We start from the raw sequence: 24,695 nt of genomic DNA on the forward strand, positions 1-24,695 counted from the left end.
AAAATGACCAAAATGTTCATATAGTCATTTTTACCCAAACAAAAAGGCTATACTTGTTCATACATATGCCTTATCCCCGAATTTATTACTATGCAACTTTTTCTCATTATGATTATAATTTTTCTATATCCCCCCTTAACTTAAATATATGACCACATTGTTCATTCGGTCATTTTTTTATAAAATTAAAAGGATTATCTTAGTTTGACAATCCTTTTAGTAAATAAAGTTCAAATAACTCTGCAATTTTTTCTTTTTCTAGCGGTTCATGATTTTTTTCCCAATCAAAAATAAGCGATACGTATAGACGAAGCATAATAAATGCTGTAATTTCTGGATCACATTTGCTAATTTCACCTTTTTCAATCGCAATCTTTAAATACGATTGAATAACAGAAACGATTTCCACATCAACTTGTTGCATAACTTCTTGTACTTCTTTCGTTCCCATATCGCGCTCTTCTTGAATTAATTTAATCATGAGCTGATGTTCTTTTCTAAATTCCAAGATGCTATATAATGCTCTATGTACATTTTCAAAAAATGAAACATCTGAACGAATTGCATTTTCTGCAACTTGCTTCATTTCTGTAATTAAATTAGAAATAATTTCACCAAATAGCTCTTCTTTATTTTTGAAAAAAGTATAAATCGTTCCTTTTCCTACATTCGCTAACTTCGCTACTTGATCCATCGTTGTTGCTTTATAACCGAACGCTGAAAAAGACTTTGTTGCAGCTTCAATAATAGAACGTTTTCGATCTATCGCCACATTGTCACCTCCAAAAATGACCAATTGGATAATATAGTCAATCAGTACATCTTTGATATTACCACACGCTTACATTCTATACAAGTTCTCTTTTTATTATTTCCAGTATAAAAGATTTCAGTCAAGTTATATCATACTGTCCATAGTGTATCAAAAAGTATACTTGTATGGAAAGCTAGAATATATTCATAATAATTGCTGGCTAGATCCCACTAGAAATTTAATAAAATAGACAGTGTTCTTAAAACTAAAAGTTTAAGAACACTGTCTATTATTTTGACATAGAAAGTAATATTTTCTCCATTTCTTTCTTAGTTAGCTCATCATCGATTATCTCTTCGTATATCTTTGTATCTCTTGTAAAAATATCATTCACTATGACAATCTGATACTCACTATTCTTACCTTGTGCTGGTACAAACATTTTGAGTCCTTTTAACTTACTCTCTCCTTGAGAATATTTATTATATACCATTTCTTTCCCGTCTAAACTATAACTTTCTAGATTCTCTTCTCCAGGCATCATGTAGTGTAGTGGATCCTTACCACCATTAACATTACCATCCATATACATCCTTGACTGGTAAATTGTAAAACCATATTTCCCTTTTGTATATTCTGATTTAATAACTAATTCTACATCTCTTCCAAAATATGAATCAGCCCATTCTCTCTTTAATTCATAACCTTCAGGTATATAAGTTGGCTCCTTAATTTGATACGGTACATGTTCTTTTGCTTCTTCTATAGTATATGTTAAAGACTTCTGCAATTTATCATTAAAAGGGTTTAATTTCTTCTGAATACTAGCTAATTTTTCTTGATCAGTTTTATTCAAACGTTCAAGATTAATTTCCTTTGTATCTCCATCATAATTCTCAGGCACATTTTTCTTAACCATTGCTTGTTTCTGAATTTCGCTAGCCTCTTTAAATAATTGGACATATTGTTCAAATTCTTTTTTTGTAAAATTCTTTTCTGCCAAATACAAAAGATCTGTATCTCTTTTATATGACTTTATCGACATACCCCATTCTCTACTTGCATTCTCTGGTGTACCATATACTGTTTCTATCGCTTTTTCAAATGCCGCTTTAGATTGCTTATTTTCTACAACCTTTTCCTTCTGTCTTTCATCTCCCTCGGTTATCCTTGCATTTAATAAAAATCCGCCTGCTATAGCTGCTATCGCAATCACTCCAAGTAAAGAAAGACGATACGATTTCTTTTGGAATTTTTTAATCATAATGATTCTCCTTTTTAGTGTTCGTTTATTTCTACTTAAATTTGCTAGGCTTGGTACTTGATAGGAATAGTGTTCTAAGAGGGTAATAATTGTATGACCGTATGCAATTTGCTCCTCTTTATCAATAAAAGTAAGTGCATATGCATCACAGGCTAATTCTTGATCTTCTCGCATACAAAAATAGGCATACCAAAGAATTGGATTGAACCAATTTAATAGGATTAAACTGTACATAATCCAATTTACAGCTACGTCGTTTCTTTTAATATGAGCTAACTCATGGTAAAAGACATATTGTAATTGTTGCTCATTTAATACTTTCATATGTTTTTTTGATAGTAATACTTTTGGGCGGAAGAAACTAAACACAGTTGGACTTGCAATCTTTCCCGCTAGACGTAACGAAACTGCCTTCTTCGTTTTCATAGATTGCTTACAGCGATTAAACACTGTAATGGCCTGTTCATCCGTAATATCCGGTTGTTTCTTTATGTAAGAATATAAACGTCTATTTGTAAGAAACGTGATGGCTGCTAATACGATTACCCCAGCTAGCCAAACATACAAAGCAATTTTGTATAAAGACAATGTAGTCTGTTGTTCCGAACTCGCGTTTACTTCAGGTTCACTATTTTTTGTCACAGTTTCAGAATTTGATTCCAATTCCACTTTTCGATCGCTTTCTATGTTCACTATATTCTCAGTAGCCGGCATATTTTTTGGAATAACTTCCGATACGCTAGAACTATAAGAAAGTAATGAGTAAATGCTATAAGAGCTATCTGGCGACCACGGTAAAAGGAGTCTTATCATTAATACGATCCACAGCATATATTGCCACCGGGGTGTTAATTTATTTCTAAATAGAACTTTTATACATAAAATAAATCCAACTAATATGCTGGCCATAAGTGACGTTTCTATAAGCCAATCAAAAAAATGAGGAAGGTATACATTTAGAAGCGTGTTTATCATTTTTATCGATCCTTCCTCTTATTCTCCTCTGTCTTCTCATCTAAAATGCGTTTTAATTCATTAATATCTTCTGAAGACAATTTTTCCTCTTTTAAAAAATTAACAAGTAACGGTTTAAACGCTGCACCGCAAAAACGCTTTAGTAAAGATTTCGTTTCCACTTGCAAATAATTATCTTGTGATACTAACGGATAATAAGCATACATTCGCCCTTTATCTTGATGGTAAGAAACGGCTTCCTTTTGTACTAATCGATTAATTAATGTGCGGATTGTTTTCGGTTTCCAGTCCATTGCATCTTCCAGTTCTTCTATAATTTCATTCGCTGTTTGTGGAGAATTCGACCAAAGTACTTTCATAATTTCTAATTCCGCTTCAGATATTTTAGGTAATTGATTTGTCATCGTATGTTTCACTCCTAAGTATTACATTTGTAATCTACAATTAAGATTACAAATGTAATACTTAATTGTCAACCATATTTTAGAAAAATTAATTTCAGCTAAACCTTACTTCACAACAACAAAATTCCTCTTTTTCAAATAATCAAATAAAAAAACAAGAAAATCTTTACAATTAATAGTAATATAGAAAATAGACAAGTTTATCAAAATAGTGGAGGCTTTTTCAGTCATGATGCGTGCGCTTCGTTTAAATATAAAGCAAGCTTTTTGTAATCGTGTTTCTTTAATTATTATGTTTAGTGGACTAGCTCTTATTTTTATTTACCATTATTATTATGTAATTCGTTACATTGGGGATGGAACGGATGCGTTTGTAACAACAGCTGTTAAATGGATTGGATTTCGCGACAATGAAATGGATGTTTATTTATTATTAATGCCCGTTATTGCTAGTTTCCCCTTTAGTACAAGTTACAATTCGGATAAATCAGATGGTTTTAAACCGTTTGTAAGTAAAGGGATTTCTTTGTTCCCTTATTCAGTAACGAAATATATCGTTACATTCTTTTGTGGCGGATTTCTTTATACATTTCCATTCATCTTATCGTTATTATTTTGCAAATTAACCATTCCAGACGGAGAACCGACTGCTGGTTCAGGCATTATAAATGATAATGGGATGTTTGCAAACTTATATTACGAATCTCCCCTCACTTACATTGCTGTATATATCGGAATTAATTTTTTATTTGCAGGTTTAATGGCCCTTTTAGGACTTGCAGCATCTGCGTGGTCACAAAAGGACTATATGGCGATTCTTTTCCCATTTGCAGTTGCCTCCATTCCATACGTCCTGCTAAATACGATATTCCCTACAATAGGCGGAGCGCCTTTTCATTTATATGACCCAAAACAACCGTTGCATGGCATGTCGCCATATATTTTAACGATGCAATGCACTTTCTTCCTCCTCGTTAGCTTAATCATGTATATACAAGGAGTAAAACGTGATAGAAAAAAATATAGAAGAAGGTTGCAAAGAAGAGAGCGGTGTAGAAAGGCGTTTCAAGTATAATAAAACCCTAATTTCCTTACTATATTGGAAATTAGGGTTTTATTTACTATTCACTTACGGTGTACCAGCCAATCCCCATAAAATAACAACCGCTACAAAATAAATCGCTTTAATCGCTACTACTAAACATAATGAAACAATTGCATATTTACTTAATTCTCTTCTTGCACCTATTAAAGTGAAAATAACCGCCAAACTAAATGTTATATAAGAAGCTGTTATATTAATTAAGTTATACGTAATATCTAGATTGCTTGTAAGTCCTGTTACATCAGCTACAAACTGAAGCATGACGATCGTACTAAAAAAAATTGCAAGCTGATTCATTAACTTTCCATTTATTTGTAACTGCATTGATGTCCCCCTTTAAAAAACTAAATATTCAATCAATTTTATCATTAGATTACAAAAAAAGGAATCATCTCTTTATACTATTCTATAACAATGAAAAAAAAGAACGCTTAGTCACCTAAGCGTTCCTTTCTTTAAGAAGCTTTCTTCAAATCAATTTGAGCAAGTACTGGGTCATGGTCGCTTACACGTCCGTGCTCTTTCATTATGTTTGAGTTTAAGTGCACTGGATCTACAATTGTGTGCGGTGCGATATTGTTTGTTACTAAAATATGATCTAACACTTGTGCATTTCCTTCGTGAATGTAAGTGTAACGATTCTCTTTTGGCACTGCGTTTAACATATCTTTTAAGATTGTTCCCTCTAGTGCTTTTAGTGGTTTAGAGAACTCGAAATCGTTCATATCACCTAACACGACAACTGGTGCATTCGTATTCTTTTTCTGAATTCCTTGCACGAAATGATTTACTTCTTGTGCTAACTGAATTCGTTTGTCTTCACTTTTTAATACGAGCGGCTGCACTTTTCCAAATGGCGTTGCATCTCCTAGTTTTGAGTTTAAGTGATTTGCAACGACAACAATGTTTTGTCCTTGGAACGTAAATTCTGCCGCTAACGGTTTACGGGTACTTTCAAATAATGGATTTTCGTCTCCAATACGAACAACATTTTTATCAAGTAACTTTGGTACCGTCGCTAATTTCACGCGTGATGGATTATAGAAGAAGCCTACGCGAATATTCGCTCCAGGTGCTCCTCCGTCTTGATTATTGTTTGGAGCGATTTCTACATACTCGTACTTCGGTCCACGAATTTCTAGGACTGCATCAATGATACGTTTTGCGCTTAATGACGCATCTGTTGTACCGTCATTAATTGATCCGTTATTATCTTGCATTTCCTCTACACCGATAATATCTGGCATTTTTAAGTTGTATTTAATAGAATACGCTAACGCTTTTACCTTTTCATCTGTTGTTTCTTTTTTATTCGCTGAGAAGTTTTCAATGTTATATGTAGCAACCGTTAACTTATCAAGACGTGGCTGAATATTTGCGCCTACTTGCTTAAATCCACCATCCACTACAGCTGGCAGTTCTGTTATTGGCGAAATACGGAAAGAACCGTAATCATATCCTACTACCCCTGTTATATCTCCAGTGAAAGTATCTCCTACTTTTGCTACATAATCGCGAGGTACTTTTACAGAAAGACGCTCTGGGTTTAATTGATTTTCATCTAATAGAGGTGTCCCATATTGTGTTACTATTTTATCTCCACCATTTTTTACTGTTACATATAAATTCCCGTTTTTCTGAGGTGTAATAATTTTTGGTGTTGGCATCGTAACACGCATACCTTCTATACTTTCATAGAAGTCGATTGCATCTTCATTTGGATCAAATAAACCAAATGCATCATTATCAATAATCTGGTCCGGGATTTTCACACCGTTTTCTCCAAGTACAATCGGTGCTGGCAAAGTTTGATTTTTTGCGATTACAGCAACGCGACTCGCCTTAATTTCTGTCGTCGTTAAGTCTGTTTCAAATCGCTCTGCATATCCTGGTCCAACATATTCTTCTACTACTCCATCAACTTGAATAAGATCTCCTACTGCTACATTCGCATCTTTTTTATATACGTAAATACCTTCTGAAGTAGCTGGATCATTATCCGGCTGATTATCTTCTATATAAAAGCCGTTTTTATCAAGCGCTGTGACAACGCCTTCCACATTGTTTACTTTCTTCCCGTTGTAAGGAGACATATGTGATTTTCCTTGAATGTCATGAATACGAACCTGTTCATTATTTACGATAATAAATGAAAATGTCGAAATTGCTGAAGAAGTAAGTCCTTCTTTTTCTGCGATTGCTTTCACTACACTATTTTCATTCACTATAATTTGTCCATTATAACGAACGCTTTTATTAGTAGGATTAGAGCCATCTAACGTATAGTAGATTGTTGCCCCTTCTGTATTCGTCGTTAACGTTACCGCTGTTCCTTTAGCAACTTCTCCGCCGTTCGGTGAAGCTACTACATCGCTAACACGGTTTTGTCCTTCACCTTGAAACTTATAAGCTGTTACTGATTTTAGACCTGGGTTACTAAAATATAATTCAAGAGTCCCAGTCAAACTAACTTTCTTCCCGATATTTTCAGGGTGATCTTTTACATTCACTGCCGTTCTCACATCACCTTTTGGCAACTGAACGGGCATGATTTTGTCTGGATTCGTTTCGTTTGGCGAATCTGCAATTGCTACGTTTGTATCATCAAACTTAGCTGGATCCTTCGTATATTTAGAAGAACTTTGCGTATATCCAACAATATATCCTTCCACAATCCCCTTCGTTTTCCCTTGCTGCTTAAATACTTGAATTGCTTTTTCTACTGACATAGAAGCAGTTTCTTCTGCTTGCGCTAAAGTTCCAGTAAATGAAAGCAATAGCAAGAATGATAAAAAGACGCTTAACAATTTCTTCACAGCCATTTTCCTCTCCCTATTTCATATTTTCTCAGCATTTCTATCATAACAAATGATTCGTTATATAGAACTATATTTCGACAAATTTTACAAAAGATTTATTTAATTTACAAGCTTTCAAACTATAATACAAAATAATAATTTTACACCTTCTACAAATGCACTCTATAATGTTAGAGAGAGAAAACAGAAAATATCGATATTTGATTGGCATGTAAAATGGATTCATTTGAATAGGAGTGATTGGATGGAAGTGCAAACAGAAACATACCGCGCAGCTATGAATGGAACATTAGAACGTCATTTTTCAGATATGATTGCTGTTATACCAACTAGAATTACAATTGAGCAGTTAAAACACCGACTAGAAATTATCGCTACTAAAGTTGATGAGTTAAAAATTGTTTATAGTGATGAGACAAGCCTTATTGTTGAATTACATATGGGTGAAACAGTCATACCGTATGAACTGCATATTGATGAGGCGAACGACCCAGAAGAATATAAAATGTACAATAGACAAGATTCTACAATTGTAGATCGTAATTTTGAAGATGTGGCTTTCGGCACTGAAATTTTCACTCGTACGCTATTTGTAGGCGATGTACTGGACTGCTTTTTCCAGCAGTTACAGTTTTTATGGAATCTCGCCCAAGATTTGTTATTTGTAATCGATTCAAGTGCAGCAATGAAAGTGATATCTAGAAGCTATATTGAATATCACGTTGAAAATGAATTATTACCTGACATTCCTGACTTGTACGTTATTCATTCTGTTTATGAAGACGATAAAGATGATGAGCCTACGCAATATTGGTTTCATACACATGGTCTTTTAAGAGCAGGCGTAACTGAAATAGAGTTAATTATTCCAAATCGCATTTCTTCCTACTACGGCATTGGCGATCTCTTTCAAACATTTGCTAATAATGCCGTTGAGAATGGACAAGTCCCTATGAATGAGCCTATCGTTATCGCGCATAGTCAGCAAGGTTCTATACATACAGTCGCTGTTCCGTGGGAAAAAGGATTATCTTATATAGGGCATAAAACGAGTATGGACCAATTATCTTCAATCGAGGATGAAGAAGTGAAACTACAACCAATAGATGCACAAAATACATTCTTAGGCGGAATGGATGCCCGAGATGAATACCATCAATCTCCATCCGTTCTCTTATTCAAATTTAATACTTCAGAAGAATATATTGAAAGTTTTTTCAAAGAACACGAGGAAGCTACAGGGCTCATGTTCTATAAAACAAATAGTGAAACGGCTCGTATGGCTTACAATGCGAAAAATACTTTCGGGTATTTCAGCAACATTTTTCATATTGAACAATCAAATGAAGATTTTCGTTTCCTTACTAAGTTTGGTGTCTCCTACGAAGAAGGAAAAAGTGAACATATGTGGTTTGAAATGCAAAACATTACGGAAGATTTCATTCAAGGAATACTCATTAATGAACCATATTTTATAAAAGATATGAGTGAAGGAAATAGTTATCATTTAGATTTTGATAACTTAACAGAGTGGGTTATTTATGCAGGAGATGCCGTTATAAAGCCAAATAACTTATATATGTTTATTGGCGAATAAATATTTTATATAATAAACGAAACGCCTTCAATATGATTGAAGGCGTTTCTTATAGTTTATTGTGCGATTAATTCAGCATCTATTACTTTCTCCAAATGAGATAATACACGCTTTGCAGCTTCCTCACCTTGATTAATACAATCTGGAAGTCCAGCACCAGCATAGGAGCTACCTGCCAAATATATACCAGGTAACTCTTTCTCCATAAATGTTGTGAGCTTTTTCATTCGCTCGTTATGACCTACTGTATATTGGGGCATCGCTTCTTTCCAGCGACTTACGATTGTAAACTCTGGATCCTCTGTAATATCCATCGTCTTTCTTAAATCTTCTAGTACAAGCTGAACGAGTTCTTCTTCAGTTTGTTCTACAACCGCTTCATCACCAGCACGTCCAACGTAACAGCGAAGGAGTGTTTTTCCTTCTGGCGTTGTATGTGGCCATTTTTTATGCGTCCACGTACATGCTGTAATGGTGTAATCGCTATTTCGTGATACGACAAATCCTGTACCATTAATATCGCGCTGGATTGCGGACTTTTGGAAAGCAAGTGCGACATTCGCAACGGATGTGGATGGAATATTACGGAAGAAACGAAACTGCTTGTACTGAGCAAACATGGACGGCAATACTTTATGCGAAGTTGCCACTACGATGGCGTCCGCTTCTATTTCTTTTCCGTTACTAAGAGTAATCGTATAACCATCACCCTGTTTTGCAATTTTTTCAATGCGAGTTCCCTTTATTATCGTACCTTCATGCATCTTTGCTTCGAGAGATTTTACGATAGATTCTAAACCTGTTTTCACTGTTTGGAACATTCCCTTTTTCGGTTCAGCTTTCTCTTCTTTCGGAGCGAGCGTACGCATACCGAGTGAAATACTGCGATGTTTCTGCTCAATTTGATACATTTGCGGGAATGTTGACATTAAGCTCATTTCATCAATATCCCCTGCATAAATACCCGATAATAACGGTTCTATTAAGTTTTCAACCACTTCATTTCCAAGACGATGTCTGAAAAATTGTCCGAGTGATTGGTCAGATACTGGCTTTGACCTCGGCATTAATAGATCAAAGCCAGCTCTTAGTTTACCAATTGGGGAGAACAGCCCGGAAAATAGAAACGGCGTAATTTGCGTTGGAATTCCCATCATTGATCCATTCGGCATTTTATGTAACCGATTGTTTACGAGGATAAATGATTGACCGGCTTGATTATTTACAACTTCATCGCCGAGACCTAATTCTTTCACTAATCTAGCTGCACTTTCTTTTCGTGCTAAGAAAGAATCTGGTCCGCGCTCAATTGTAAATCCATCTTTTCGAACGGTTTGAATTTTTCCGCCAAGTTTACCCGATGCTTCTATAAGTAATGTATCAATCGGCAAGTTTTTTTCATGAATATTTTTTTGTAAGTTATACATTGCTGTTAATCCAGTGATGCCTCCGCCGACGATCACAACTTTTTTCCTCAAGCAGGCTCCCCCTTTCTTCTTACAGTACAGATTCTTTTTTCTTTAATACAACATCTGTTAAACAATCAATAAATGCGTCCGATGCATTTGGCATTTCTGGACGATAATATTTCGCACCAATTTCATCCGTTACAACTTTACACTCAAAGTCGTTGTCATATAAAACTTCTAAATGTTCCGCAACAAATCCAACTGGTGCATATACGAATGAAGTATAACCGTGCTTTTCATTTAGTTCTCTCGTTAAATCTTGTACATCTGGACCAATCCAAGGATCTGGTGTGTTTCCTGCACTTTGCCAGCCTACTGCATAGTTTGCTACTTCAGCTCCGCGCGCGATATAATCCGCTGTTTCATTTAATTGATCTGGATATGGATCGCCCATTGCAATAATTTTCTCTGGTAAGCTATGTGCAGATACGATTAATACTGCTTTTTCACGCTCTGCATCTGACATACCGTTATATATGCCTTTCACTGCATCAACCCAGTACTGGATGAATTTCGGCTCTTTATACCAGCTATCAATGCCGTGAATTGTTAAGTTTCCAAGTTTCTCAGCTTCTTCTTGTGCTCGTCCAACGTATGATTTCACGCTAAACGTAGAATAGTGAGGTGCAAGAACAAGTGCGATTGCATCTTGTATTCCGTCGTTATGCATATCTTTCACCGCATCTTCAATAAACGGTTCAATATGTTTTAAGCCAAGATACATATGGTACTCTACTTCATCTTGTACTTCATTTAAACGCTTCTCTAACTTCTTAGCTTGCTCTAATGTAATAGTAGCTAAAGGAGAAATACCACCAATTGCACGGTAACGCTCTGTTAAATCTTCCAGCATTTCAGGACTTGGCTTTCTTCCTCTGCGAATATGTGTATAGTAACGTTCAATATCTTCTTCTTTATATGGCGTTCCGTATGCCATTACAAGCAAACCAATTTTCTTTTTCATACAGCAATGCTCCTTTACTTCGCTAACTGCCCTTTAGAGTATTCATGAATAAATGTAGTTAAACGTTTTAATGTATCTGGATTTACTTCTGGGAATACACCGTGACCTAGGTTAAAGATATAACCCGGCTGTTTCATCCCTTGATCTAAAATACCTTTTACATGTTCTTCAATAACAGACCATGGGGCAAGTAAGAATGAAGGGTCCATATTACCTTGTACCGCCTTATGAACGCCACGTGCACGTGCTTCTTCAATCGGTAAGCGCCAGTCTAAGCCGACTACATCAAGCGGTAAGTCGTGCCACTCATTCACTAAGTGTGCAGCTCCTACGCCGTGCATAATCATCGGTACACCCATCTTACGAACTTCTGCAAAAATACGCTCCATTGCTGGTTTAATAAATACGCGATAATCTGCTACATTTACTGTTCCAACCCAAGAATCGAAAATTTGAACTGCTTTTGCTCCTGCGTTAATTTGCGCTTTTAAATATGTAATAACCATATCTGCTAGTTTATCCATTAAAGCGAACCAAGCTTTTGGCTCTGCATACATGAACGCTTTCGTATTATGGTAGTTACGAGATGGACCGCCTTCAATCATATAGCTCGCTAATGTAAATGGAGCTCCTGAAAAACCGATTAACGGTACGTCTAACATTTCTGTCGTTAATAAACGAATTGTATCTAGTATGTATGGTACGTCATCTTCTGGATTGATTTCCCCTAGTTTTTCTACGTCTTGTAAAGAACGGATTGGATTATCGATAACTGGGCCAATACCTGATTTAATTTCTACGTCCACACCAATTGCAGGTAGTGGTGACATAATATCTTTATAAAGAATTGCTGCGTCTACGTTATATTGATCAACCGGCAATTTTGTAACGTAAGCACATAACTCTGGATTGTGTGTAATTTCAAATAAAGAATACTTTTCTTTAATCTTTCTATATTCCGGCTGTGAACGACCTGCTTGACGCATATACCATGCTGGTACATAATCGGTACGCTCCCCCCTACATGCTTTTAAAAATGTCTCATTTATAGTTCTTACCAAGACCGTTGCTCCCTTCCTTACCAATGCTTCGAATACGCTCGATATTTATCTTTTTTTACTATACAGCTTGTAAAAACAAAATGCATAATATTATGTACGTTGTTCATTAAATTGACACAAACATTCTTAAAAACGCTTACTATTTTCACAACATTCTTATTATAACACAGAGAAAAACTATGGTTTAGCTACTTTTGACTTTTCTCCTTCGCGATTCGTTTGTGTGTTATATGGTACAACGTAAAAGCTCGGTTTTGAAAATATGTTAACGAACTTTTCCTCATATTCTCCAGCACCGTTTACAGTGCTAACATGCGTATGAATTCCATTCTCCACTCTATAGATTCGGTACATAATTCTGTTATCTGGAAGTGGCGTCCAGCTTAATTTTGCTTTAAATAAACCGAAAGGACTAAATGATAGTTTCATTTTTACATCTTCAATTCTTCGCAGCCGAATCGGAGCACCGATTGTTTCCACACCTTCAGGCTTCATAAACTTCTCTTTATGTTCTACATTAGCCTTCGTTAAAATTTTCTTAAATAATTTTGTCGCAGATGCACTTTCTCCTTGCAACTGATGCTCCTTATCCGTGCGGTCATAACCAATCCAAACAGCGCCTACTAAGTTCGGTGTATAGCCGACGAACCACATATCTCTTGCTCCCTTATCGTCATTTGGCAATGAAGTTGTACCTGTTTTCCCAGCTAACGCACCGTTATATACACCAACTCTCGCTGTTCCTTCCTTCACAACTCCTTCTAACATTTTCGTCATATACCATGCTGTCTGCTTCGAAAAGATTTTCGTCTCTACTTTTGGAGATTCCCCAATGACTGCACCGTGTCTGTTTAATACTTTATCAATAACGTGCGGCTCGATAATATTTCCATTTGCTAAAAATGAACGATACATTTTTACAAGATCAAATGTTGAAACACCATTTTTCAATCCGCCAAGTGCTGTACTTAAACCAGCATCTGCAATATGAACATTCCCTTTTTCTAAATATTGCTTTCCTTCTTCTACCCCTAACTCATTTAATAAAGAAACTGCCGGTACATTTGCCGACTCTAAAATCGCATCATACATCGTCATTTCTTTTGAATACTCATGATTATAATTTCGAGGTTCATACCCTTCAAAAGAATTTCTTTCATTTGTTAATAAAGAATACGGATTATACTTTTTCGTTTCTAGTGCTGGTGCATAAACGATAAGTGGTTTTAAAACAGATCCGGGCTGCCTTTTGGCAAAAACACGATTAAATCCTCTCGGGACGTACTTTCTTCCCCCAATCGCCGCTTTAATCCCTCCCGTACGATTATCCATTAATAAGAACGCACCTTGCGCCCCTTCTTCTTTCCCAGGAAAATTCCTTGCATCTTGAAACTGGTTATATGCTACCTTTTGAATCTTTTCATCCATAGGTACGACAAACGTATATCCTCCGCGAAGTACTTCTTGATGAGACAATCCGTATAAACGGGCGGCTTCATCTATGACCATATCAATATACGGCATATATGCAAGCTCATTCTCATCTAAATTTTTATATAGAGCAATTGTCTTCCCTTGATAACGAACGCTTTCTTCTGCAGTCAAATAGCCTTGTTTATGCATAAGTGACAACACTAGATCACGGCGTTCCTTACTCTTCTCTGCAGAATAGTACGGTGAATATCCGTTTGGTGACTTCGGAAGGCCTGCAAGCATTGCCCCTTCCTCTACTGTTAAATCCTCAACATTTTTATTAAAATACAACTTTGCTGCCGCTTGAATACCGTAAGCCCCATGACCAAAATAAATATGATTCATATACATTTCAAGAATTTGTTGCTTCGTATATTTTTGCTCTAATTGAAGAGAAATTGCAACTTCCTTCAATTTGCGCGTAAATGTTTTTTCACGAGTTAAAAAGACGTTTTTAGCGAGTTGCTGCGTAATGGTACTACCGCCCTCTACCTTTTCTCCAGCTAACGTATCTTTATAAAGAGCCCGGAATATAGACGGATAATCAATTCCTTGATGCTCATAAAAACGGGAATCTTCCACCGCAACAAACGCTTGCTGCACATACTTCGGAATTTGCTCGACTGGTACGAGTTCCCTATTTTCTACGTATAATTTCGTAATTTCTTTTCCTTTCTGGTCAACAATACGTGATGAAGAGTGGAAAACGAGCTGCTTTTCATCCATCATATAGCCACCAGCTAACACGATAAGTTTATAGAGTACAATTGCTACTACAAACGTTGCGACGCCGCCTAATAAAGTCCACTTTACTTTCTTCATACATCGTCCTTCTTTCCAAATGATGGTACATTTATTATTTGAAAAAGAAGTATCTTTATGTATATAATCTTCGAAGTTTTTTAAGAGAGTTGATATAATAGAAACAAACTATTAAGGGGGCATTAAAATGAAGGCGATTATTTCATACGAAACACCTCTAGAACAATCACATTTCACTGCAAAAAATGATGAGAAAAATATGTTTTATAAAGAAAATACAGAAGAATCTGTAGAAGGCTCACTTCAGTATGACGTACTAGATGCTGTCGGTGAATTTAAAGGACAATCTGGCTATATCGTTTGTAACAACATTTCTGTCACAGACGAAGGTCGCCCAGTATTTGAAAACCGCTTTAAAAACCGCGCAGGCCTTATTGAAAACGAACCAGGATTCCAAGCGATCCGTGTTTTACGCCCATTAAGTAACGATACATATGTCATCTTAACGATGTGGGAAACAGAGCAAAACTTTAAAGACTGGACAGAATCACGTTCATTCGAAAATGCTCATAAAAAACGTCCCACACAAGCAGAAGGACAAGCTCCAGCGCATCCACATGCCGAACAGCAAAAGAGTATTTTCTCTCGTCCTTCTTTTGTGACTACTTTTGATGTGTTAGTTTAATTAAAAAGTAATACAACACTAGCAGTACGTGAAATTATATTAACGATTTTTCGAATATATCTATCATATCTTTGAATATATCAACGATTTTCCGAATATATCTATCACATCTTTGAATATATCAACGATTTTCCGAATATATCTATCACATCTTGAAATATATCAACGATTTTTCGAATATATCTATCACATCTTGAAATATATCAACGATTCGACTAAAGATATCCATTTAATAACAAAAAGGAAACACCATTACACACCGGTGTTTCCTTTTTCTTTGTACCAATTATATATACGAAGTGAATCTTTTTTTCTCATATGCTTTACTTCATAACCGCGCCCAGCTACCGCTACAAGAGTTGTACATAATTCATCTTTTCTTTGAAAATACGATTGATTATAACCTACTGCTTGAACATGTCTTCTTCGCATTATTCCTGTATATTTCGAAAAATTACGATATACAACCGTTAGTTGATTTTCTCTTAATTCATAACCGCCACTTTTATATCTAGCATACGCAAGTAACGAAAACACGATAAATAACGGTAAAATAACAAACAACGCAATATATTGTTTAAAATATATACTCACGCTGGCAATTAGAACTGTGAGTATGATACTTATTAACCAGCCCATAATGAAATAACGACGCAACGCTGTTTTGGGTAAGTGAACGATCTCCGCTTCGATTTCATATGGTAACTCTAAATATGTGATCAGGTGCTGTACATCTTTTTTCTTCATAAATGGATGCAACATTACTTCGTTACTTGCTGCTCCAATACTTTGAATTGCTTCCACTTCAACAGCACAATAGCCAAACGGCTGGCGAAGCATACCTTCTTTTACAGTAATCGCTTGAATGCGGTGCAATTTTAAGACAAACTCTTTCTTTTCAAATAATCCTTGAACGATACGAATCTCTTCCCCTTTTCGCTCAATTTTAAAGTTTGCATATTTCAACACATATCCAGCCGTGGAAATAATCCACGAAATTGCCATTAAAATTAATGCAATTACAATTAGTTTATAAACACCGTTTCCCATCACATACGCTTCTACTTTACTTGTGAATCCTTCAGGAAGAACAAAATCAAACTTTGTGTAAAGAAGTACTAGCCCAGAGAACACTAGTCCGAACCGACCAGATGTAATCGCTGCGGCTAAAACCTCTTTCGCTGTTAACTGATAAACCGTCTTGCTTTCTTCCTCTTCTATTTCTTCTTTTACAGTAGTTTCTTTCTTATGTAATAAAGAAATTAAATGTTTTGCCTCGTCTTCTTTAATACCAGCCAACATCACTTCTGGTTCATTACCACCACCGGCTACTTCTATATTTAACTTCATAAGTCCGAGCATTTGATAAATGATGTTAGAAGACGTACTAATATTTTGTACACGCTCTTTATTTAAATAGCTTTCCTTCTTTACAAAAACACCGTGCTTTATATGTAAAATATTATTCTCAATCCAGTACACTTTAAAATACCATTTAATTGCTGAAAAAATAGCCATGATGAATAAAACAACCAGAAGAAAAAGATAAAATAAATACCAAGGTTCCACTTGTTCATCAGGTTTAAATAAAACAAGAATAATAAGTGGCAACAAACTCGCAACCCTAATACCTAACAATATCGTGATCGGATGTTGCCTCTTATACATCCTCATCACTCACTTTCGCAAGTTCTCCAATTTGTCTTTTCAGCTGTTCTGCTTCTTCTTTCGTTAAACCTGGGATACTATGAGAAGTTGCGGCTGTTGAAATGTGTAATTCTGCTAAATTATACTTTCTCATAATCGGCCCTTGCTCAATCGTTACGTGCTGCACACGGATCATCGGAATAAGTACGCGTTTTACAACGAACATTCCCTTTTGAATCTCAATCTCTTCTTCATTTAATCTGTAACTATAATAGCGCTGACGTAAATTTGGAAACACAAAATAATCAAGTGGAATAAATATAATGGCTCCTGTTACTAATAGTCCAAACAACCAGCCCCACCAGTTAAAGTTAATCATAAAAAAGAAATACGCAATTACGACTGTTAGTATGACTGCCGCCCCAATTAAAGCGTGAATCCTCCACACTTTCAGCATATTAGAATGAATCTCCCTTTCTAACGGCTGCATCTCATCACTCCAATTCTATGAATTTATTACTTATATATTATCAAAAAATAAGGTTTTATATACAATTTTGTAAATTTATAGTCAAATAAAAATAGTTGAATCAAAAGCATGTTAAAAAACATACCTCAGTTTTTAAAATTACATATTATAAATATGAATTATATTGAACCAAATAAACCCTGCATGATTCATGCAAGGTTTATCGTTTTATACACAATATATTTCATTATTGTTGAGATATACTAGCATCGCTTTCAATTCGCTTTTCTTTTTGGCTCAGTTTTTTATCTTTAGATTTTTTTAATGTTAAAGTCATGCCAATAAAAATAAAAAGAATTCCTGTTATTTGCATTAAAGTTGGACGGAATCCAGTAAGTACAGTATCTAATAATATTGCCACTGCCGGATCTAAAAAAACTAATATTGAGATTGTTTTTGTAGATAAATGGCGTAAACTATCAAAAAACAGATAATACACTATCCCTGTGTGAATAAAACCAGTAGCTATAATATATGTCCAATTACTTTGAGTGAGGCCACTAAAAGCATCTAAATCTATAAATGGTATTAAAAGAAATATCCCCAAGAATGTTTGTAAAAATGTCATTGCATACGCACTCATTTTGTTAATCCCTTTACCAAATAAAGTTGTAAATGCATAAAAGAGAGCTGCAAGAAATCCCCATATCATACCTGAAGACATTAATGAACCGAAAGAAAAGCTCCCATCGATACCAGCAATTAATAAAGCTCCCACAAAACACACAACTATTGAAATGATAGATATTAATGTTAATTTTTCTTTAAAGACGATACTTCCAATTAACAGTACAATTACTGGTGCAAGATGATAAACTGAGATAGCAATTGTAACTGACATATTTTCAAAGGCTTTAAATAAGAAAACCCAATTAAATACTAAGAAAAAACCACATATTAAAACTTGAATAACTTCTTTTCGTTCCCATTTATCTTGTTTATATTGCCCTGTAAGCAACCAGCATACACTTAAAAATATTGTCGCAAAAATACACCTTACAAACACTAATTCAAACGAAGGTAAGTTTGTTTGAACAGAAAAAAATCCAACTGATCCAAAGATAACCATTGATGCTATCATCTTTAAGGCCGGTACCGTTTTCTCTTGCTTAAAACTTTTTTGAAGCAAATTAATCCCCCTCCAATAAAAACTCGGTTTATAGTGAGAAAAACACCAGCCTAAAAAAGGACAGGTGCTTTTCCTCAAAAACACTCAATTACAAATTTTTCCCTGCAGTCCAACCACCATCAATTACAAAATTAGAACCAGTAATAAAGCGGGCCTGATCAGAAATCAAGTAATCAATACATGAAACAATATCCTGCGGCAACCCCCAAGTATCTAAAGATTGATTACTTTTTATCATAGACATCAAGGCTTTATTACTAAAGTATTCTTCTGTAAGTTCAGTTCTAATAACACCGGGAGAAATGCTATTTACTCTTATATTTTGCTTCCCAAATTCCATAGCCATCTGTTTAGTCAATCCGATTAAGGCATGCTTTGATGCCACATAAGCAGCTCGCTCTGGTTCAGCCATTAATCCAGAAACCGATGCTATATTCACAATACAACCTTTTATTTTCGATTCACACCATCGCTTAGCTACTTCCCTAGAAAGGATAAATGGGGCTACTAAATTTACATCAATTACTTTTTTAAACATATCATCGGATAAATGTAAAACAGGTGTTATCTCTCGAATACCAGCTGCATTTATTAATATATCAGGAGAAAGCTTTTCTAAATCTAATTGAGTAAAAAGATTATGAATCGCTTCGCTATTACTTAAATCAATTTGCACTACTTTCAAAGGCATATCTGTTTTCATATAATCTATTAAGTTATTATTATTAATATCAAGAGCTATTACATGAAATGATTTTTCTAAAAAGTATTTTATACAAGCATGACCTATACCGCTATTGGCTCCAGAAATCATAATTATTTTATTCTCTCTCATTTTGTCTCCTTATAAGAAAATGTTACTAATAAAATATCACGAAAAGCCTCCGTACTACATTCTGTTCCAAGTGGCGTTACGGCATGGAAGACCTTTTGTCCAAATACTAAAGTTTCTAACGGCTCCTTCAAACTTATAAACTGATTAATTTCCCGAGGAGAATTAGCTATTAAATTATCTCCACCAATAGCTGTATTACTTAAATTCATAAGGTGTAAAAACACTACTGGTTCATCATCTTTATGTAACCAAATAGGTGAACTAAAAGATGGTCTTTCTTTAGTAGCTTTATATCTTACTTGATGTAAACCTATAATTAAGTCTTTACTTGTATCTATTATATTTGTTTTAAATGCAAATTCAGTATCGAAACGCACCATATTTTGAATTAAAGGATTATATAAAAAGCTATCATTTATGCTATTAAACTGTCTAACTTTCCCGCCATCATCATAGTTATATTCTTTAGATTGGAAGTAATCATTACTATTATCTAAAATATAATCTGGTGAATCAACATACTTTATATACCTTGAATAAGATCTAGCACGGCATTCACCGTACGCATCATCTTCCAAATTATAATAATCTAACTGTGCTTGTGTTAATAAGCGATGATTCTCTTCCTCTTGTAAAAAGATTTCATTTGAGATTTCAAGGAATCCTTTAGATTCAAATTCATGTACCTTTTCTTCTATGCTAAATCCACTCATTTTACTAAGAACAAACGTCATTATAAAAACCTCCACACTATTGTATTTTTCTATCTCACCCTATGTTAGAAATGCAATAAGTAACCGAGATTCTTGCTTAATAAAATTAAAAATTATGATATTCAATTAATACACCAAATGAAATATATGTAATCCATTAACACTATCTCTTAAGCAATATTATATATCCTTTTGGATATATTTTCTAATTATCTGAAGATTTATCAACATTAGTCTTAATATTCAAAATTAAAGAAATGGATTTTTCAGAAAGATAAAACTGCGAGTATTGCAATTATTTATGTATATAATTTTTTTAAAAATTATATTTTAAATATAGCTAGTTTTTTATAAATTTTTTGATATAATTACATACGGGAAAAGGGAAGAATTTTGTCTTCCCTTGTGTTTTTATTTGCATCTAGTACTTTTGCTAGATGCTTTTTTTTATGCTAAAAAAGGTATCCTCAAATACTTTGAGGATACCTTTTCCATCAATTTAGTGCAGTTCAATAATTGTACCATCTTCGAATACTTTGAATACTCCAGTAAATCCTGGTCCAGCTGCGCCTTCTATTTTATATGTCGTACGCACTCTAATTTGATAATATTTCTTTCCATTCTCTACTTGCGTATTCTCTAGCGTGTAATCATAGTCTTCTTTATATTCATTTTTAATATATTCTTTAGCTTTCTCAAAAGTAAATGCATTTTGATTTTTTTCTGCCTCTACCTTCTCATTCTTTTCTGTCTCAGTTTTTTGGTTCTTTTCAGTCGCTACCTTTTGATTTTTTTCTGTCTCTGCTTTTTGATTCTTTTCTGTTGCTACCTTTTGAGTCGTTACTGCAGTGTTTTTTTGTGCCTTCGCTGGTGCTTCACTTTTTGCATTTTTTTCTTCTTCATTAATTTTAGTAACTAATCCTACCGCTTTTTTATTATATTCTTCAAGTTTCTTGTTATCTTTTGTTTCTGCAACTAGCTTATTTAATATATCTTTTGCTTCTGCATAATTTTTCTTACTTATTAACTCTTCACTTTTCGTCAGTTGCTCGCTATACTTCTTTTTTTGTTCTAAGATGGCTAGTAATGCTGTTCGTTCTTCCTTTGCTTGTTTTATAAGCGTAGTATTTCCATTCTTCATGTTCTCTACTTTTTCAAATGACTTGATTGATTCTTCTATCTTTGTTTCTTCTTTTAACTTTACAGCTTCAATCATTGCTTTCGTTTGTTCTACTAGAACTTTTGCATCTGAATCATCTTTTTTCTCATCTAGCGCTTGTTCAAATGATGATAAGGCATTTTTATATTCTTTATTTGTTAACGCGGTCTTTCCTTCATCCATTGCTTTTTCAAAATTACCATTACTACATCCAGCTAACATTAAAAACGTAAGTCCAATTACCATTAATAACTTTTTCATTTTCTCTCCTCCTATATATCCCTAAAACAATAACAGCATATGTATAAAAGTCTGTGTAGTAATTAGACTGAAAGTAAATATGTACTACGTTGTGTGTGGGAAAGGAAGTACATTTCATTTACTATCATTACTTAAAACCCCTAAATAGTTGGTTTCTTCTTCTTTTAAGACAGAAAGGATTTTTAATAATGTGCGTAAAGATCTCACCAGGCCCTTTACTACACACACTCTTATACACATAGAAAAACTATTTTTAGGTTGCTATTTTTTTAACTTTACATATTCTCGGTTGTTTTGCTACGAATCTCATTTCGTAACATACCGGAAAACAAAAGAAAACAAACCGTAATGTAAGTTACAGTTTGTAACTTTTTTGTAACACAAATGTAACATAAGGTTTTTAAATATACAATAGTTTTTTTACATTATTTTCCCCTATCTACATTTTAAGGTGCTACTACAGTGCTAAAACGATTTTCATCTCCCACCTGCTATTGGACTATCATCCTTTGAGTACTTTAGGAAATAGACTTCTTTCCTAAAGTACTCAAATTAATTAAAAAGATAACTCTTTTTTCATCCAAACATTAAGAAGGCCTTTAATCTTTTACTTTCACATTAAATATATATAACTAACTTTTTTGATATAGCCACATTAAGAAAATAGGGTAAACTTTGTATTCCTTTTTGTTTTTATTTGTATCGAGTTCTTTTGCTAAATACCTTTTTTATGTCAAATAAAAAAGGTATCCTCAAATACTTTGAGGATACCTTTTCACCTTTATTATCTCTGCTGTTTTCTACCTAATACGAGTAACCCAAAACTCATCATTACAAGAAGTGCTCCCATATATGGTTCCACAGGCATTTTCTGCCCTGTCTTTGGTAATTCTTTTTCTGGTTTTTCTGGATTCGGTATTCCAGGTTTTTCTGGATCTGGTGTCCCAGGTGTTTCTGGATTCGGTGTTCCAGGTTTCTCTGGATTTGGTGTTCCAGGCTTTTCTGGATTCGGTGTTCCAGGCTTTTCTGGATTCGGTGTTCCAGGTTTTTCTGGATCTGGTGTTCCAGGTTTCTCCGGATCTGGTGTTCCAGGCTTTTCTGGATCTGGTGTTTCTGGACCTGGTGGTGCTAAATGATTCAATTTGTTTAATACTTCTAATTGAACTGCATTTATCATTCCATTTGTAATTTCAAATGGAATTGGATTAGTTAATTTTTCATATCCTTTTGGTGCTTCTACTTCTACTAGTGTGTAGTTACCTACAGATAGATCTGCGATTTTTGCCTTTCCATCTTTATCTGTTGTTACTTTCACTACTACTTTTCCCTTGTCATCATGGACTTCAAACACAGCTCCTGATAAGACTTCCTTGCTTTCAGCGGCCATTTTTGTAATCTCCACTGAACCTTTGTCTAACTTTTCATTCTCTACTTTCAATGATAAGACTTTTGTCATACCTTTTTTAATTTCGAATGATACTGGTTCCGTTAACTTCTTGTAACCTGGTAAGCTCTTCGTCTCTACTAATTTGTATTTTCCTACTGATAGATCTGAAACTTTTGCTTTTCCTTCTTTATCTGTCGTTACTTCTGTTACTACTTTGCCTTGCTCATCTTGTACTTCGAAGACTACGCCTTCTAATACTTTTTGGCTATCTTTATCTACTTTTGTTACTTCTACATTTCCCTTGTCTAACATTTCATTTTCTACTGTTAAAGTAAGAGATTTTGTCATGCCTTTTTCAATTTGGAAAGTAATCGGATCTACCAATTGCTTATATCCTTTTGGTGCTTTTACTTCTACTAACTTGTATGTTCCAACTGATAAATTAGTAACTTGTACTTGTCCTTTTTTATCTGTCGTTATTTTAGCAACTACTTGTCCTGCTTCATCTTGAATCTCAAATACAGCATCAGCTAAAGCATCTTTCGTTTCTTTGTCTACTTTTATAATTTCTACATTTCCTACATCCACTAATTCATTTTCTACAGTCAATTGTAATGCTGTAACTCTACCTTGTTCAATTTCGAATGAAACTGGCTTTTCTAGTGGCTTGTATCCTGTCGGTGTTTCTACTTCTACTAACTCATACTTTCCAATAGATAAATCTGAAACGTTTGCTTTTCCTTCTTTATCCGTTGTTACTTTTGCAACTACTTTTCCTTTTGAGTCACGTACTTCAAATACAACATTTTCTAATGGTGCTTTACTGTCTTTATCTATTTTTGTAATTTCTACATTCCCCGTATCTACCATTTCATTTTCTACAGTGAACGTTAAAGATTTTGTCATACCTTTTTTAATTTCAAATGGTACAGGCTTTTCTAATTTTTTGTAGCCTGGTAAACTCTCTACTTCTACTAACTTGTACTTTCCTACTGATAAATCTGAAACTGTTGCTTTTCCAGCTTTATCTGTCGTTACTTTCGTTACCACCTTGCCTTTGTCGTCTTGAACTTCAAAGACTACACCTGCTAACGGTGCCTTATTATCTTTATCTATTTTTGTAATTTCTACATTTCCCGTATCTACCATTTCATTTTCTATTTTTAATGATAGAACTTCTGTCATTCCTTTTTTGATTTCGAATGATACTGGCTCTGTTAATTTTTTGTATCCTGGTAAGCTTTCTTTCTCTACTAATTTGTACTTTCCTACAGATAAGTCTGAGATTTTTGCTTTACCATTTTTATCTGTTTTTACTTCCGTTACTACTTTACCTTGTTCGTCTTGTACTTCGAAAACTACGCCTTCTAATACTTTTTGACTATCTTTATCTACTTTTGTGATTTCTACTGAACCTTTGTCTAACTGTTCATTCTCTACTTTTAATGATAAGACTTCTGTCATACCCTTTTTAATTTCGAATGATACTGGCTCTGTTAATTTTTTGTATCCTGGTAAATTCTCTACTTCTACTAGTTTGTAATTCCCTACAGATAGATCTGAAATTTTCGCTTTTCCTTCTTTACCTGTTTTTACTTTCGTTACTACTTTGCCTTTTTCATCTTGCACTTCGAATGTTACGCCTTCTAATGCCTTCTGGCTGTCTTTGTCCACTTTTGTAATTTCTACTGAACCTTTATCTA

General features: G+C 34.5%; 19 protein-coding genes. 3 read left to right on the forward strand and 16 right to left on the reverse strand.

From position 1 onward, the window contains the following. Window positions 1-199: 199 nt before the first annotated feature. The 3 genes from IBT51_RS26125 to IBT51_RS26135 form a co-directional block, all read right to left on the reverse strand. Entirely contained in the window at window positions 200-772 is a 573-nt protein-coding gene (locus IBT51_RS26125; RefSeq protein ID WP_000963378.1) for a TetR/AcrR family transcriptional regulator, read from the reverse strand. A gap of 271 nt (window positions 773-1,043) precedes the next feature. After that, entirely contained in the window at window positions 1,044-2,993 is a 1,950-nt protein-coding gene (locus tag IBT51_RS26130; RefSeq protein ID WP_200458442.1) for a M56 family metallopeptidase, read from the reverse strand. 2 nt (window positions 2,994-2,995) lie between these two features. After that, complete coding sequence (locus IBT51_RS26135) at window positions 2,996-3,397, reverse strand: BlaI/MecI/CopY family transcriptional regulator (RefSeq protein ID WP_000184503.1); 402 nt, start codon at window positions 3,395-3,397, stop codon at window positions 2,996-2,998. Between the two features lie 229 nt (window positions 3,398-3,626). Here IBT51_RS26135 and IBT51_RS26140 point away from each other — a divergent pair, with 229 nt between their 5' ends. Beyond that, a complete protein-coding gene (locus tag IBT51_RS26140) occupies window positions 3,627-4,472 on the forward strand; it encodes a hypothetical protein (RefSeq protein WP_063546744.1) in 846 nt (281 codons plus the stop codon). Window positions 4,473-4,526: 54 nt separating this feature from the next. On the opposite strand, the gene IBT51_RS26145 is transcribed toward IBT51_RS26140, so the two are convergent. After that, window positions 4,527-4,826, reverse strand: a complete 300-nt coding sequence (locus IBT51_RS26145; RefSeq protein ID WP_023521387.1) for a hypothetical protein — start codon at window positions 4,824-4,826, stop codon at window positions 4,527-4,529. Window positions 4,827-4,957: 131 nt separating this feature from the next. After that, window positions 4,958-7,324, reverse strand: a complete 2,367-nt coding sequence (locus IBT51_RS26150) for a DUF6359 domain-containing protein (protein ID WP_088022538.1) — start codon at window positions 7,322-7,324, stop codon at window positions 4,958-4,960. Between the two features lie 241 nt (window positions 7,325-7,565). Here IBT51_RS26150 and IBT51_RS26155 point away from each other — a divergent pair, with 241 nt between their 5' ends. Further along, the gene (locus IBT51_RS26155) at window positions 7,566-8,918 is read left to right on the forward strand and encodes a DUF4026 domain-containing protein (protein ID WP_200458443.1); all 1,353 of its coding nucleotides are present in this window, start codon (window positions 7,566-7,568) and stop codon (window positions 8,916-8,918) included. Window positions 8,919-8,974: 56 nt separating this feature from the next. Here IBT51_RS26155 and hemY read toward each other — a convergent pair whose 3' ends face one another. The 4 genes from hemY to IBT51_RS26175 all read right to left on the reverse strand — a co-directional run bounded on the left by hemY (window position 8,975) and on the right by IBT51_RS26175 (window position 14,707). Continuing rightward, on the reverse strand, window positions 8,975-10,396 hold the full coding sequence (gene hemY, locus IBT51_RS26160) for a protoporphyrinogen oxidase (RefSeq protein ID WP_053565067.1): 1,422 nt from the start codon (window positions 10,394-10,396) through the stop codon (window positions 8,975-8,977). 19 nt (window positions 10,397-10,415) lie between these two features. Beyond that, window positions 10,416-11,351, reverse strand: coding sequence for a ferrochelatase (gene hemH / locus IBT51_RS26165; RefSeq protein ID WP_000726775.1), 936 nt, complete (start codon window positions 11,349-11,351; stop codon window positions 10,416-10,418). Between the two features lie 14 nt (window positions 11,352-11,365). Then, entirely contained in the window at window positions 11,366-12,412 is a 1,047-nt protein-coding gene (gene hemE / locus IBT51_RS26170; protein WP_000252605.1) for a uroporphyrinogen decarboxylase, read from the reverse strand. A 177-nt stretch (window positions 12,413-12,589) separates the two neighbouring features. Then, complete coding sequence (locus tag IBT51_RS26175; RefSeq protein ID WP_053565068.1) at window positions 12,590-14,707, reverse strand: transglycosylase domain-containing protein; 2,118 nt, start codon at window positions 14,705-14,707, stop codon at window positions 12,590-12,592. Window positions 14,708-14,834: 127 nt separating this feature from the next. Between IBT51_RS26175 and hmoB the strand changes: the two genes are divergently transcribed. Beyond that, the gene (hmoB, locus tag IBT51_RS26180; RefSeq protein WP_000644097.1) at window positions 14,835-15,332 is read left to right on the forward strand and encodes a heme-degrading monooxygenase HmoB; all 498 of its coding nucleotides are present in this window, start codon (window positions 14,835-14,837) and stop codon (window positions 15,330-15,332) included. Between the two features lie 252 nt (window positions 15,333-15,584). Here the strand turns inward: hmoB and IBT51_RS26185 are convergent, their stop codons facing one another. The 7 genes from IBT51_RS26185 to IBT51_RS26215 form a co-directional block, all read right to left on the reverse strand. Further along, the gene (locus tag IBT51_RS26185) at window positions 15,585-17,000 is read right to left on the reverse strand and encodes a PH domain-containing protein (RefSeq protein ID WP_063246207.1); all 1,416 of its coding nucleotides are present in this window, start codon (window positions 16,998-17,000) and stop codon (window positions 15,585-15,587) included. Further along, window positions 16,993-17,469: a PH domain-containing protein gene (locus IBT51_RS26190; protein WP_001182719.1), complete on the reverse strand. Its 477-nt coding sequence runs from the start codon at window positions 17,467-17,469 to the stop codon at window positions 16,993-16,995. The genes IBT51_RS26185 and IBT51_RS26190 overlap by 8 nt, the downstream gene beginning before the upstream one ends. Before the next feature lie 226 nt (window positions 17,470-17,695). Beyond that, window positions 17,696-18,637 carry a DMT family transporter gene (locus tag IBT51_RS26195; RefSeq protein WP_000939632.1) on the reverse strand — a complete coding sequence of 314 codons (942 nt, stop codon included), beginning with the start codon at window positions 18,635-18,637 and terminating at the stop codon, window positions 17,696-17,698. Between the two features lie 88 nt (window positions 18,638-18,725). After that, window positions 18,726-19,472, reverse strand: coding sequence for an SDR family NAD(P)-dependent oxidoreductase (locus IBT51_RS26200; RefSeq protein ID WP_001208939.1), 747 nt, complete (start codon window positions 19,470-19,472; stop codon window positions 18,726-18,728). Next, window positions 19,469-20,206, reverse strand: coding sequence for a 2OG-Fe dioxygenase family protein (locus tag IBT51_RS26205; protein ID WP_053565070.1), 738 nt, complete (start codon window positions 20,204-20,206; stop codon window positions 19,469-19,471). The genes IBT51_RS26200 and IBT51_RS26205 overlap by 4 nt, the downstream gene beginning before the upstream one ends. Window positions 20,207-20,684: 478 nt before the next feature. Beyond that, window positions 20,685-21,605, reverse strand: a complete 921-nt coding sequence (locus IBT51_RS26210) for a hypothetical protein (RefSeq protein ID WP_200458444.1) — start codon at window positions 21,603-21,605, stop codon at window positions 20,685-20,687. A gap of 784 nt (window positions 21,606-22,389) precedes the next feature. Next, the coding region (locus IBT51_RS26215) for an MSCRAMM family protein (RefSeq protein ID WP_200483302.1) at window positions 22,390-24,695 on the reverse strand (2,306 nt) is incomplete at its 5' end.

Source organism: Bacillus sp. S71, from assembly GCF_016625265.1.
Lineage (GTDB): Bacteria > Bacillota > Bacilli > Bacillales > Bacillaceae_G > Bacillus_A > Bacillus_A cereus.